This window comes from Youhaiella tibetensis (assembly GCF_008000755.1).
GTDB classification, from domain to species: domain Bacteria; phylum Pseudomonadota; class Alphaproteobacteria; order Rhizobiales; family Devosiaceae; genus Paradevosia; species Paradevosia tibetensis.
Window position 1 is genome coordinate 1,227,356 of record NZ_CP041690.1, and the last position, 13,098, is coordinate 1,240,453.

Annotated in this window: 15 protein-coding genes and 1 pseudogene; 10 read left to right on the forward strand and 6 right to left on the reverse strand. The window is 64.7% G+C overall.

Translation table 11 applies throughout. From position 1 onward, the window contains the following. Positions 1–43: 43 nt before the first annotated feature. The 9 genes from ectB (at position 44) to FNA67_RS06015 (ending at position 7,945) form a co-directional block, all read left to right on the forward strand. A complete protein-coding gene (gene ectB / locus FNA67_RS05975) occupies positions 44–1,333 on the forward strand; it encodes a diaminobutyrate--2-oxoglutarate transaminase (RefSeq protein WP_147655392.1) in 1,290 nt (429 codons plus the stop codon). 13 nt (positions 1,334–1,346) lie between these two features. Beyond that, entirely contained in the window at positions 1,347–1,739 is a 393-nt protein-coding gene (locus FNA67_RS05980) for an ectoine synthase (RefSeq protein WP_049704342.1), read from the forward strand. Positions 1,740–1,774: 35 nt separating this feature from the next. Further along, positions 1,775–2,704 (forward strand): ectoine hydroxylase, encoded by a 930-nt coding sequence (gene thpD, locus FNA67_RS05985; protein WP_147655393.1) that lies wholly within the window; start codon positions 1,775–1,777, stop codon positions 2,702–2,704. A gap of 70 nt (positions 2,705–2,774) precedes the next feature. Further along, a complete protein-coding gene (locus FNA67_RS05990; protein ID WP_244616484.1) occupies positions 2,775–4,232 on the forward strand; it encodes an aspartate kinase in 1,458 nt (485 codons plus the stop codon). A gap of 73 nt (positions 4,233–4,305) precedes the next feature. After that, positions 4,306–5,172, forward strand: a complete 867-nt coding sequence (gene ehuB, locus FNA67_RS05995; protein ID WP_049704344.1) for an ectoine/hydroxyectoine ABC transporter substrate-binding protein EhuB — start codon at positions 4,306–4,308, stop codon at positions 5,170–5,172. Positions 5,173–5,254: 82 nt separating this feature from the next. Then, positions 5,255–5,926, forward strand: coding sequence for an ectoine/hydroxyectoine ABC transporter permease subunit EhuC (gene ehuC, locus FNA67_RS06000; protein ID WP_147655394.1), 672 nt, complete (start codon positions 5,255–5,257; stop codon positions 5,924–5,926). 4 nt (positions 5,927–5,930) lie between these two features. Further along, the gene (ehuD, locus tag FNA67_RS06005) at positions 5,931–6,623 is read left to right on the forward strand and encodes an ectoine/hydroxyectoine ABC transporter permease subunit EhuD (RefSeq protein WP_049704346.1); all 693 of its coding nucleotides are present in this window, start codon (positions 5,931–5,933) and stop codon (positions 6,621–6,623) included. Further along, on the forward strand, positions 6,620–7,396 hold the full coding sequence (gene ehuA, locus FNA67_RS06010) for an ectoine/hydroxyectoine ABC transporter ATP-binding protein EhuA (RefSeq protein WP_049704347.1): 777 nt from the start codon (positions 6,620–6,622) through the stop codon (positions 7,394–7,396). The genes ehuD and ehuA overlap by 4 nt, the downstream gene beginning before the upstream one ends. 75 nt (positions 7,397–7,471) lie before the next feature. After that, a complete protein-coding gene (locus FNA67_RS06015) occupies positions 7,472–7,945 on the forward strand; it encodes a VOC family protein (protein WP_210246466.1) in 474 nt (157 codons plus the stop codon). Here the strand turns inward: FNA67_RS06015 and FNA67_RS06020 are convergent. Then, positions 7,942–8,808 carry a LysR family transcriptional regulator gene (locus FNA67_RS06020; RefSeq protein WP_147655396.1) on the reverse strand — a complete coding sequence of 289 codons (867 nt, stop codon included), beginning with the start codon at positions 8,806–8,808 and terminating at the stop codon, positions 7,942–7,944. The two genes, FNA67_RS06015 and FNA67_RS06020, sit on opposite strands and share 4 nt — an antisense overlap. 113 nt (positions 8,809–8,921) lie before the next feature. On the opposite strand from FNA67_RS06020, the gene FNA67_RS06025 reads away from it, so the two are divergent. Continuing rightward, positions 8,922–9,554 (forward strand): class I SAM-dependent methyltransferase, encoded by a 633-nt coding sequence (locus tag FNA67_RS06025; protein ID WP_244616486.1) that lies wholly within the window; start codon positions 8,922–8,924, stop codon positions 9,552–9,554. A 389-nt stretch (positions 9,555–9,943) separates the two neighbouring features. Here the strand turns inward: FNA67_RS06025 and FNA67_RS22235 are convergent, their stop codons facing one another. The 5 genes and pseudogenes from FNA67_RS22235 to FNA67_RS06050 form a co-directional block, all read right to left on the reverse strand. Further along, entirely contained in the window at positions 9,944–10,522 is a 579-nt protein-coding gene (locus FNA67_RS22235) for an alkaline phosphatase family protein (protein ID WP_147655398.1), read from the reverse strand. A 43-nt stretch (positions 10,523–10,565) separates the two neighbouring features. Further along, positions 10,566–10,685: pseudogene (locus tag FNA67_RS22470) on the reverse strand (hypothetical protein); the annotation flags it as partial. A gap of 164 nt (positions 10,686–10,849) precedes the next feature. Then, on the reverse strand, positions 10,850–11,203 hold the full coding sequence (locus FNA67_RS06040) for a hypothetical protein (RefSeq protein WP_147655399.1): 354 nt from the start codon (positions 11,201–11,203) through the stop codon (positions 10,850–10,852). Between the two features lie 111 nt (positions 11,204–11,314). After that, complete coding sequence (locus FNA67_RS06045) at positions 11,315–11,743, reverse strand: RidA family protein (protein ID WP_147655400.1); 429 nt, start codon at positions 11,741–11,743, stop codon at positions 11,315–11,317. A 3-nt stretch (positions 11,744–11,746) separates the two neighbouring features. Next, positions 11,747–12,958, reverse strand: coding sequence for a pyridoxal phosphate-dependent aminotransferase (locus tag FNA67_RS06050; protein ID WP_147655401.1), 1,212 nt, complete (start codon positions 12,956–12,958; stop codon positions 11,747–11,749). Positions 12,959–13,098: the final 140 nt, after the last annotated feature.

Here is a 13,098-nt window from a genome sequence, read left to right on the forward strand (position 1 = left end):
CGTCGACGACAAGCCCTTTCGACTACCCAGGAGGAATGCTCCCATGGCCACCACGGCAACCATCACGCCCATCAACACCTTCGAGCGCGTCGAAAGCCGTGTGCGGTCCTATTCGCGCAGCTTTCCCAAAGTGTTCGACCGGGCGCTGGGCGCAACCATCTACGACACCAACGGGCGGGGCTTCATCGATTTCCTCTCCGGTTGCTCCTCGCTCAACTACGGCCACAACGATCCGGACCTCAAGTCGGCACTGATCGACTACATCGCCAATGACGGGATTGCCCACGGCCTCGACATGTTCACCGACGCCAAGGAGAATTTCCTGGCGACCTTCGAGCGGCTGATCCTGCGCCCGCGCGGCATGTCCCATCAGCTCCAGTTCACCGGTCCCACCGGCGCCAACGCCGTGGAAGCGGCCATGAAGCTTGCCCGCAAGGTCACGGGGCGCACCAACGTCATCGCCTTCACCAATGGCTTTCATGGCGTGACCCTCGGCGCGCTCGCTGCGACCGGCAACGGCAAGCACCGCGGCGGCGCCGCGATGCCGCTTTCCGGGGTGACCCGCGCCGCCTATGACGGCTACCACGGCCCCGACATCAACACCGCCGGCCTGCTGGACCGCGAGCTCAGCGATCCCTCGAGCGGCATCGATGCGCCTGCCGCCATCATCGTGGAAACGGTGCAGGGCGAAGGCGGTCTCAATGCCGCCTCGCCCGAATGGCTGCGCCAGATCCAGGCCATCGCCGCCAAGCATGGCGCCCTCTTCATCATCGATGACATCCAGGCCGGGTGCGGCCGCACGGGCGGGTTCTTCTCGTTCGATGGCATGGGCCTTTCGCCCGACATCGTCACCATGGCCAAGTCGCTCTCGGGCATGGGCCTGCCGCTCGCCATGACGCTGATCAAGCCCCAGTACGACATCTGGAAACCGGCCGAACACAACGGCACGTTCCGTGGCAACAACCACGCCTTCGTCACCGCCGCCGCCGCGCTTGAGAAGTTCTGGGACGATGATCGCTTCGCGTCCGAAGTGAACGAAAAGGCCCGCTATCTCGGGGATCGCCTCGGCGCCATTGCCGACCAGCACGGTCTTTCCGTCAAGGGGCGCGGCATGATGGTGGGCATCGATGCCGGCTCGGGCGAGAGCGCCGCCGCCATCTGCAAGGCCTGCTTCGCCAAGGGCCTGATCATCGAGACCTCGGGCAGCTTTGACGAAGTCGTCAAGGTGCTCTGCCCCCTCACCATTTCCCTCGAACAGCTCACCGCCGGCATCGACATCATGGAAAGCGCCTTCGACGCTGTCCTGGGGTCCCGCCGCGCGGCTGCCGAATAAGGAGATCCGAGCAATGATCGTACGCGAACTCGAGTCCGCCCGCATGGGCGATCGCCTCGTCAAGGCCGAAGGCTGGGACAGCACGCGCCTGCTTCTGGCCGGAGACGACATGGGCTTCAGCTTCCACATCACCCGCATCCACGCGGGCACCAGCCACGTCTTCCACTACAAGCATCACTTCGAGAGCGTCTATTGCATCTCCGGTGAAGGCTCGATCGAGGAACTCGATACCGGCGTCGTCCACCAGATCCGTCCGGGCGTGATGTATGCGCTCAATCTCAACGACAGGCATCGCCTCTCGGCCACCAGCGAGATGGTGATGGCGTGCTGCTTCAATCCGCCGGTCACCGGCCAGGAAGTGCATCGCGAGGACGGCTCCTACGCCCCGATGCCCGCAGACGCCTGAGCCTCTTCCCAAGACACAAACTGAAAGGCGAGAACATGACCCAGTCAGCTTTCGACACCGCCAATCATGATGATTATCCCACCCGCCTGGCCGCCGAGAAGTGGCAGGAGCGCAAGGACCCCGTGGTCTGGGGGCAGTGGACCCCGGAGGCGCCGCTGACGCGCGCCCAGACCGAGAGCTTCGAGAAGAACGGCTACCTGATCCTGCGCGACGTCTTCACCCCCGGCGAGGTCGCTGCGCTTCAGAAGGAGTCCGCCCTCCTGCGTTCGGGCGATACCGGGATCGCCGAGGACAATGTCATCACCGAGCCCGGCTCGAACGAGATCCGCACCGTCTTCCGGCTCGATGAGCAGAACGCCCTCTTCGACCGCCTGGCGCGCGATCGGCGCATCGCCGGCGCCGTGAGCTTCCTGCTCGATGACGACGTGTATCTCCATCAGTCCCGGCTCAACTACAAGCCCGGCTTCACCGGCAAGGAGTTCTACTGGCACTCCGACTTCGAGACCTGGCACGCCGAGGACGGCATGCCACGCATGCGCGCCATCTCGGCCTCGATCCTGCTCACGGACAATGACGCCCTCAACGGCCCGCTGATGCTGATGCCCGGCACGCACCGGAACTTCATCGCCTGCGCCGGTGAAACGCCCGAGGACAACCACAAAACCTCGCTCAAGAAGCAGGAGGTCGGCGTGCCGTCCCATGACGCCCTCACGCGCATGGCCAAGGAGCATGGCATCGACTACGCCTCGGGTTCGGCCGGGACCGTCGTGCTTTTTGACTGCAACACCATGCATGGCTCGAACGGCAACATCACGCCATTCCCGCGCTCGAACGCCTTCTTCGTCTACAACGCCTGGTCCAACCGGGTGGTGGAACCGTTCGCCGCCAAGGCGCCGCGACCCGCTTTCCTGAGCTCGCGTGATCCCAAGGGCCCGATCGCCATCGAGGCCGGCACGATCGGCTGAGGCCGAGATGAGCTCCGAACGACAATCCAACCGGTTCCCGCTCCCTCGAAAGGGGGCGGACGGAGATTTCATGACCATGGAAAGCCCGCTCCATACCGTCGAGAAGATCGGCGGCACTTCGATGTCCCGCACCGAGGAACTGCTCGACACCGTGCTCATCGGCGGCCGCAAGGGCGCCGATCTCTATCAGCGCATCTTCGTGGTTTCGGCCTATGCCGGAATGACCGACGACCTGCTTGAGCACAAGAAATCGGGGAAGCCCGGTGTCTACGCCCTGTTCTCCAGCGCCGAAGGCGGCTGGGTCTGGGGCGATGCGCTGACCGCCGTCGCCGACAAGATGTACGCCCACAACGAGCGCATCTTTGCCGACGAAAGCGCCCGCCAGACCGCCAATCGCTTTGCGCGCGAGCGCGTGGAAGGGGTGCGCTCCTGCCTGATCGACCTGTCGCGCCTGTGCTCCTTCGGGCACTTCCAGCTCGAGCAGCACCTGCTCACGGTGCGCGAAATGCTGGCTTCGCTGGGTGAAGCGCACTCGGCTTTCAACACGGCCCTGCTGCTTAACCTTCACGGCGTGCGCGCGCGCATGATCGACCTTACCGGCTGGCGCGACGAGGCCCGCTACACCCTTGATGAAGCCATCGAGCGCGGCCTGGCCGATGTCGATCTGGCCACCGAACTGCCCATCGTCACCGGCTACGCGCAATGCAGCGAGTCCCTGATGGGCACCTATGACCGCGGCTATTCCGAAGTCACGCTGTCCCGCCTGACGGTGCTGACCAGGGCGCGCGAGGCCATCATCCACAAGGAGTTCCACCTCTCGAGCGCCGATCCGCGCCTCGTGGCTCCCGAGGCGGTGCGCGTCATCGGCGAGACCAACTACGACGTGGCCGACCAGCTCTCCAACATGGGGATGGAAGCCATCCACCCCCGCGCCGCCAAGAGCCTGCGCCAGGCCGGTATCCCGCTGCGGGTCAAGAACGCCTTCGAGCCCGAACACCCGGGCACCGTCATCCGCTCGGACCTGCCCGCCCAGTCCGCGCAGGTGGAAATCGTCACCGGCCTCAAGAACGTCTACGCCTTCGAGTTCTACGACCAGGACATGGTCGGGGTGAAAGGCTACGACTCCGAAATCCTCGAGGCACTCAAGCGCCACAAGGTCTGGATCATCGCCAAGACCTCCAACGCCAACACCATCACCCACTACCTCAAGGGGTCGATGAAGGCGATCAAGCGCGTCGAGAACGACCTGTCCAAGGCCTTCCCGGCCGCCGACATCACACTGCGCAAGATCGCGCTGGTCTCGGCCATCGGCCGCGATCTGGGGTCCACGCGCGTCCTCACCCAGGCCATCCGCGCGCTGTCGGACGCGGGCATCGAGCCTCTCGGTGTCCACGACCTGCTGCGCAAGGTCGACCTGCAGGTCGTCGTCGAGCCCGATCAGTTCGAAGCCACCATCGCCGCCCTGCACAAGGGCCTCATCGAAGACTGGACCGCCGCGCCCCAGGCACGGTTGCACGCGGCAGCCTGATCCATTGCCGGCTGCGGGGTTTGGGCAGCAGTCGGTTTCAACCGCCCGAAGACAAAGAAACAGGAGAACACACATGACCAAACTCGGACAAACCGCAGTCATGGCGCTGTCCGCCATCCTCGCCTCGGCCCTGGCCTCGACCGCCGTCAGCGCCGCGTCCCTCGAGGACATCAAGAAGTCCGGCTCGATCCGCATCGCCGTGGCCAACGAGATTCCCTATGGCTACGTCGATCCCAATGGCGATGCCAAGGGTGCGGGCCCGGATGTGGCCAAGGCCATCATGGACAAGCTCGGCGTCGACAAGATCGAGTGGGTGACCACCAACTTCTCTTCGCTGATCCCCGGCCTCCAGGCCGACCGTTTCGATATGGTCGCGGCCGAAATGGCCATCCGTCCCGATCGCTGCAAGCAGGTGCTCTTCTCCGAGCCCAACAGCTCCTATGGTGAGGGCCTGCTGGTCGCCGCCGGCAATCCGAAGGGCGTCCACGCCTATTCCGATTTCGCCGACAAGCCCGATCTCAAGGTCGCCATCATGGCCGGCGCCGACCAGCTCGAAATGATGCAGAAGCTCGGCGTCTCCGAAGGCAACCTGGTGACCATCGCCGCCAATGCCGACGCCATCTCGACCGTCTCGACCGGCCGCGCCGACGCCTATGCGGCCACGGGCCTCACCGTCAGCGGGCTTGCCGGCCAGAATGACGGCGTGGAAGTGGCCGGCGATTTCGTCGACCCGGTCGTCGATGGCCAGGAGGTGCGCTCCTGGGGTGGCTTCACCTTCGCCTCGGGCAATGAGGAGTTGCGCGACGCGGTGAACGAAGCCCTGGCCGAGTTCAAGAAGACCGACGACTGGTCCAAGATCCTGACCGGTTACGGCTTCACCCAGGCCGACGTTGACGGCTCGGGCCAGCGCACCACCGAACAGCTCTGCACCGCCGGGTAATCCGGCGCCGCGGGCGAAGTTCTGGGCGGGTGCTCCGGCGCCCGCCCAATACGCGTCTCAACCACTGCGCGAAAGCTGACACATGCATTGGACTCAATATTTGCCACCCCTCATCGAGGGCGCGTGGGTAACCGTACAGCTCACCATCTACTCCACCGTCCTGGGGGCGGTGCTGGCGTTTGCGTTCGGCATCGGCAAGTTGTCCTCAAACTGGGCCATCAAGGCCGTTTCGGTCGCCTATATCGAGGTGTTCCGCGGAACGTCCCTGTTGGTGCAGTTGTTCTGGCTCTACTTCGCCCTGCCTCTGGCCGGCATGGCCATCGGGGTGGATCTGCGCCTGCCGCCGGTCGTTGCCGGCGTCCTCGCCCTGGGTCTGAACATCGGGGCTTACGGCGCCGAGGTCGTGCGGGGCGCCATCCAGTCGGTGCACCAGGACCAGCTCGAGGCCGCCCGGGCCCTCAACTTCACCCCGCGCCAGACCCTCTGGAACGTCACCATTCCCCAGGCCGTGCCCGAGATGATGCCATCCTTCGGCAACCTGGCGGTCCAGAACCTCAAGGATACGGCGCTGGTTTCCCTGATCAGCCTGGGTGATCTCACCTTCCGGGCCGAGCAGATCCGCAATTTCACCCAGGACAGCACCACCATCTACTCGATGCTGCTGGTGACCTATTTCGGCATGGCGCTGGTGCTGACCGGCCTCATGCGCGCGCTCGAAGCCTATGTGAGCCGCTGGCGCACCGCGAGGAGCTGACACGATGCTTTTTGGATATGAATGGGACCTTTCCAGTCCACTCGCTTTTGCTATTTCCATCCTGCCCATTCTGCTCACGGGCATGGTGGTCACCATCCAGGCGACCGTGCTCGGCTTTTTCGTCGCGCTGGTTCTGGGGCTGGTCTGGGCCGTGCTCAAGGCCGCGCCTTCGCGCTTCATCGCCTGGCCGGCGCGGGTCGTCACCGAGTTCATTCGCGATACGCCGCTGCTCGTGCAGCTCTTCTTTCTCTATTACGTGCTGCCCGAATACGGCATCGTGCTGCCCGCCTTCCTCACCGGCGCGCTGGCGCTGGGCATCCAGTACAGCGCCTATACGTCCGAGGTGTACCGCGCCGGACTCGAAGCGGTCGGCGCCGACCAGCGCGAAGCGGCGCGCGCGCTCAATTTCTCGGCCGTGCATACCTTCACCCACGTCGTGGTCCCGCAGGCCATTCCGCGCATCGTCCCGGCCATGGGCAACTACCTGGTCTCCATCATGAAGGACGTGCCGGTGCTGTCCGTGGTGACCGTGCTCGAAATGCTCAACGTCGCCAAGATCGTGGGCGACCGCACGTTCGATTACCTGGTGCCGCTTTCCTTGGTCGGCGCCCTCTACCTCATCATGACTCTGCTGGCCTCGGGGGGCGTGCGCCTGCTCGACACCTGGCTGCCCAAACAGGGGATACCCTTGAAATGACCGAAGAACCGATCATCAAATTCGACAAGGTCGTCAAACGCTTCGGCGACCTGACCGTGCTCAACAAGCTCGATTTCGAGGTAAAGAAGGGCGAGAAGGTCACCATCATCGGCCCCTCGGGTTCGGGCAAGTCGACCGTGCTGCGCATCCTGATGACCCTCGAGGGCATCGATGGCGGCGTCGTCACCGTCGGCGGGGAGCCACTCTGGCACGAGCGTGCGCCCGATGGCAGCCTCGTCCCGGCCAGCGAGGCGCACCTGCACAAGATGCGCTCGCAACTGGGCATGGTCTTCCAGCAGTTCAATCTCTTCCCGCACATGACCGTGCTGCGCAACATCACCGAGGCGCCGGTCAAGGTCCTCGGATTGTCCCGCAAGGAAGCGCGCGAGCGCGGCGAGGAACTCCTCGAACTGGTCGGCCTCGCCGACCAGGCTCAGAAATACCCGCACCAGCTTTCCGGCGGCCAGCAGCAGCGCGTCGGCATCGCCAGGGCCCTGGCCATGCGCCCCAACATCCTCCTTTTCGACGAGCCGACGTCCGCGCTCGATCCGGAGCTGGTCGGCGAAGTGCTCAATGTCATCGGCAAGCTTGCCGAGGAGCACGACCTGACCATGCTTCTGGTCACTCACGAAATGCGCTTCGCCCGGGAAATCTCCGATCGCGTCTGCTTCTTCGATCGCGGCCGCATTCGTGAGGAAGGCTCCCCCGAGGAACTCTTCACTGACCCCACCGAGGATCGCACCCGAGAGTTCCTTCAGGCCGTACTGGACTAGGCGCGCGGAACGCGCGCGCCTCTCGCTGCATTTCCCGATAGGTTCGAAGTCACAGCGAGGGGACGAACGATGGCGATCGCCAAGAACACCATCTGCATCTGGTACGACAAGGAAGCCGAGGAGGCCGCGCGCTTTTATGCCGAGGTCTTCCCCGATAGCGAGGTGACGGCCGTGCGCCGCGCGCCCGGCGACAATCCCTCGGGAAAGGCCGGCGAGGTGCTCACCGTCGAGTTCACCGTCTGTGGCGTGCCCTGCATCGGCCTCAACGGCGGTCCGGCCTTCAAGCACAGCGAAGCCTTCTCCTTCCAGATCGCCACCGACGATCAGGCGGAAACCGACCGCTACTGGAATGCCATCGTCGGTAATGGCGGGGAGGAAAGCGCCTGCGGCTGGTGCAAGGACAAGTGGGGCCTTTCCTGGCAGATCACGCCGCGCACCCTGAGCGAAGCCATGATCGCCGGTGGCGAGGAGGCCAAACGCGCCTTCGATGCCATGATGCAGATGAACAAGATCGACGTCGCCGCCATCGACGCGGCCCGTCGCGGCTAGCCCAGCATCTCCGCCAGGAAGTCGAACACCAGCCGGATGCGGCGGCTGGTGTGCAGTTCGGCATGGGTGGCGAGCCACACCGGGATCGTGAAGGGCTCGAGCTGGGGCATGACCTGGACGATATCGTCATGCCGTTCGGCCGCCTCGCGCTGCACGACCCCGATCCCCAGGCCCTGCCGCACCATTTCGAGCGCGACCACGAAGCTGTTGGCGCTCCAGCGGAAGTTCTCGAGCGAGAGCGGCAACCCGCGCTCGTCGCGCAGCACCGCTACCAATTCCTCCACCCTGATGAAACCGACGAAGTCCGCCCTCGCCAGATCCTCGATCCGCTCCGGCCGGCCATGCGCATCGAGATAGGAGCGTGCTGCATAAAGATGGGCCGCGCTGTCGCGGCAGCGCCGGGCGACGAGGTCGGGCTGGGCGGGACGGACGTGGCGAATGGCGATGTCGGCCTCGCGGCGCAGGATGTCGCTCAGCCCATTGGAGGCCACGACCTCAACGCTGATGCCCGGCTCGCGCTCGTGCAATTTCCGCAGGAGCGGTGGCAGCACATAGGCGGCGACAATGTCACTGGCCGAAATCTTGACCAGGCCTTCCACCGATTGCGCCTGTCCCGACGCCATCAGCGCCAGGTCCTCCGCGGCCTGGCCCATGCGCCGGACATGGACCAGAAGCTCCCTGCCGGAGGGCGTCAGCACCAGCGAGCGGCCCACGCGGTCGAAGAGCAGGATGCCCAGGCTCGCTTCGAGCGCGCTCACCTGCCGGCTGAGCGTCGGCTGTGTCAGCTTGAGTTCGCGTGCCGCCGCCGACAGCGATCCCGCCTCGGCGGTCGCGAGGAATGCCCTGATCAGGTTCCAGTCCATGCCGGCTCCTTATGCGCCAATGCATAAAGCTGCTGCGCTTTTCGGCAATTTAACACCGATCGGCGTATATGTAATGTCGCTCAGGTCAGCACTAAGCGGCGAGGTTTGTCAGGATGGATACGGTGAGCACTGAAAGTCGGTTCTGGGACAGGCTTGCGGAGCGCTATTCGCGCCAGCCGGTTGCCGACGAGGCGGCCTATCAGCACAAGCTGCGCATCACGCGCGGCTTTCTCAAGCCCGACATGCAACTGCTCGAATTCGGCTGCGGTACCGGCAGCACGGCGCTCGTCCATGCAACCCATGTCGCCCATATCCGCGCCATCGATTTCTCCGAGAAGATGGTCGCCATCGCCCGCGGCAAGGCGGCGGAGGCGGGCATCGCCAACGTCACCTTCGAGCAGGCCGATATCGCCAGCCTCGATGTGCCCGACGCCACCTACGACATGGTGCTGGGCCTGAGCATCCTCCATCTCCTCCACGACAAGCAGGCGGTGATCGACAAGGTCGCGCGCATGCTCAAGCCCGGCGGTCTTTTCATCAGCAGCACGGCGTGCCTCGGCGACACCATGGCGGTGTTCAAGTACCTGGCCCCGCTCGGCAAGGCCCTGCGCCTGCTTCCGCAACTCGATGTCATGACCACCGCCGAGTTACGGCGCGGCATGGAGCAGGGCGGCTTTGTCATCGACCAGCTCTGGCAACCCAAGCGCGGCGCCGCCGTCTTCATCGTCGCCCGTAAGCCCGACTAATCCCCGCGACCCCGCGGCGGGCCGGTCGTGGTTGGCGCCGAGATCAAGCTTTGCCGGATGGCAGGGGGAAGTGAGGGCAGGGCGCTAAGGGGGTAGGTCGCTCCACCCCCCACCCCGATCTTCCCCGGCCGCAGAGCCGCGCCCACGGATGCCTCCACTCGAGTGGCTGCAATTCGTCCTGGGCTCCGCCCAAGGAAAATAGGAGCGGGGCCGCGCTTATTGAGGCACCGAAAATGAGTCAAATTTTATCGATTGAGAGCAATCGATATGTAAAATAATATAGTAATATCAAATATTTACATCAATTTCTTCCGGTCAGTGGCCGAAATCACCCACTTCACCGGGAGAAATCCCCGGTCCCCTAATACAGCCCCACGCTCCCTCCGCTCCTATCCCCCGCGATACCAGTTCCGCGGCGCTGTCTTGGGCAGATACTTCGCGCGTGGCAGCGGGTCCTCGGTTCGGACTGTCCAGTAGAGCAGTTCCTCAAGCATCTCGGTCTTCCGCGCGGCATGGGCCGGATCGTCGTAGAGGTTGTCGAGTTCCCCCGGATCGGCCGCGAGGTCATAGAGCTCGGCCCGACCCATCAACTCGTAGACCAGCTTCCAGTCTCCCTTGCGCACCATCTTGATGCTGCCGCTCTGGGTAACGCTGTTGAGCTCATCATAGGTCGGCCCCTCATAGGGGAAGTGCAGCGGCGGCCGCTCTTCCGGGCCATAGGGCAGGCTGCCGAAACCGATCTCGCTGTAGATGCTCGAAAACTCCTCGGCCGGATAGGCCTCTCCCGCCAGTATCGGCCAGAAGCTGCGGCCCTGGCAGCCGAAGGGGATTTCCGCCCCGATCGCTTCGCAGAGGGTCGGCATCACGTCGACCAGCGAGATGAAGTCGGTGCGGTCGTCGTGCGGCCGGATGCCCGGCCCCGTCGCGAGGAACGGTATCCGCACCAGGGACGCGCGTCGCCTTGGCATAGCGCAAGGTCAGCATCGAGGTGCGCGCCGGCGAGCAGATCGGGATCGGCGTATAGGCGCGCGAAAAGCGGGTGCCGCTCCGCCCGAGCGATTCCACGAACGGCATGGTGTCGACCGGGAAGCCCTCGGACGCGAAGAAATCGGCGCGCTGCTGATCGGTCATGATCGGCACGATGTTGGGTTTGGGAGCAGCCAAGGGGATCCCCTGGATCAAGGACGATGCCCCCGGCCGGTTGCCAGCCGGAGGTCCTGGCGAAAGTCCTGAAGCGCTGCCCGGAAGGCGGGAGGTTGCCGCCGGGCAGGCTCGGGGGTCTGGGCTGAGGAGCGTCAGCCCAGGATTCGGCCCGCTTCCGAAAGGAAGTTGTCCGCCGCCGCGTCCGGCGTCGTCTGGCCGAAACCGATCGAGGCATTGAGGCGACCCATCAGCGCTTCGAGCTCGCCGTGCCCGCTGATCCAGCGCGGCGTGGCGCTGGGCGCGTTCTTGCGCAGCTCGGTCAGGTAGTTGAGCACCTTTGTGCTCGGCGCATCGGCAGTCTTGGCGAGGACCGCCGTGGCCCTGTCCGAGGCGGGGCCGCCCAGGGTGAGGCCGAGGACGCCCAGCGCTTCTTCGTCGGGGCGTAGCTCCGCCAGCAGGGTCTCGATATCGAGCGGAAACTGCGCCCCGCGCTCGGAGCGCAGCAACTCGATGGCTCGGATCGGGTGTGTTTCATTGCAGCTGCCATGGTGGCAGCAATTGGAAAGCCTTATTGCGCACAACACAAGCCCACGGAACGTTGACCGCCGCAGATCCAGCTAGCCGGCCTGCGAAATCCCCGCAACGAGGGAAACCTCCACCGGTGCCCCGCCGGGAAGCGAATTGACGCCAATGGCGGCCCTGCTGGGAACGGACCCAAAAACCTCGGCAAGAACCGCCGAGGCAAAGTCGGCGACTCGAGCATGCGCTGTAAATTCTGGAGTGGTGTTGAGATAGACCGTGAGCGAAACCGCTTCCGCAATTACTTCGCCGCTTGCCAGCACGGTTTCTGCGGCTTGCAGAGCGTTTCGCGTCGCGAGCTCTACCGCCGCCTTGTAGCGTTCGAGCGGCTCTCCCTCGACGATCTTGCCTACCTGTTTGAGCACCCCGTTCTCGCGGGGCGTCATGCCCGAAACGAAGACCAGGTTTCCGAAACGCTTGGCCGGAACGTAATTGCCTTGTGGCACGGGGCCGGAAGCTGGAGTCATCGCTTACACCTTGTAGGTCTTGGCCATCTGCACGATACGGTGGGCAGCGGCCACCGCCGCGTTTCGATCCTGCGAGAAATTGAGCCGGATGCTGTTCGGATGCGGGCCGAACTCGGTGCCCGGCGTCACGATGACCTGCGCCTGGATGCGCAGCAGCTTGACGAAATCGGCCAGCGACACGGCAAGTTCGGGCAGGGTCGGAAACACGTAGCTGCCCGCCTGCGGAACGCGCGTCGCCATGCCTTCGGCCCTGAAGATCGCGACGATATCGTCGCGGATGGCCTGGTGCTGGACGATGCGCTCGTCCATCCAGCCCGCGGGCTCGCGGAACCAGGTCTTGAGCACGGCCTGGTTGTAGCCGGCGGCGCGAAGCGACACGATGGCCTGCAGCTTTTCCATCCGCGCGATGATCGAAGGCGAACCGAAGCCGATGCCGAGCCGGTATCCGCTCAGGGATTCCGTCTTGGACGGCCCCATGATCGTTAGCACCTGGTCTTCGGGCAGGCCGGCGGCGCGCATATGGGTGTAGGCGGTGTTTTCGTAGCGCAGGCGCGAATAGAGCTGGTCGGCGATGACGGTCACGCCGAACTCCCGGGCGAGGTCGGCAATAGCCGCGATCTCTGTGGCCGAATAGACTGCGCCCGTCGGGTTGTTGGGGTTCGAGAACAGGAACGTCTTCGCGCCCGCTTCGAAAGCCGCGCGCAGTTGCGCCAAGTCGAGCCCGGCCTCTTCCTCGGAGCCCAGATAATCGAGCGCCACCGGCATGATCTTGCCGCCGAAGAATTCGACGAGCTTGCGGTTGGCGAAATAGTCGGGCTGGACGATTGCGACCTTGTCGCCATCTCCCACCGTCGCCGCCACCGCCAGGAACAGGGCGCCCTGCGTGCCGGGCGTGATGATGACGCCGAGGTCCGGCTGTACCGGCGCGCCGGTGAAGCTGGCGAGATCGGCGGCGAGTTCGGCGCGGATGGCTGCGGCCCCGCGATATTCCGTGTAGGCCTGCCTGCCGCCGATCGCCACCGCCTCGGCGAACTCGTCGAAGGAGCCGGGGGTGGGCAGGAAGGCGTCGACATCGCCATGCGAAAAGTCGACGAGTGTCCCCGTCATGACCGGACCACGCTGCAGGCGGGTGACATCGTCGGCGTTCTGGCGAACCTCCTGGCCGGGCGCGTTGTCGATACCCAGGGTCCGGAATTTGTCTTCTATCGATGCCATCGTGGTTCCTGCGTGTGCATGGTCAATGCGGATTGTCTGGGCGCTTCACTTGGAGCGGAGCCGCTTCCCGCGCTCCTCGCCGGTCGGCCCGGCAGGAGGAGGACCACAATTCGCACTCATGGGTCCGAGGCAGGGAAGTC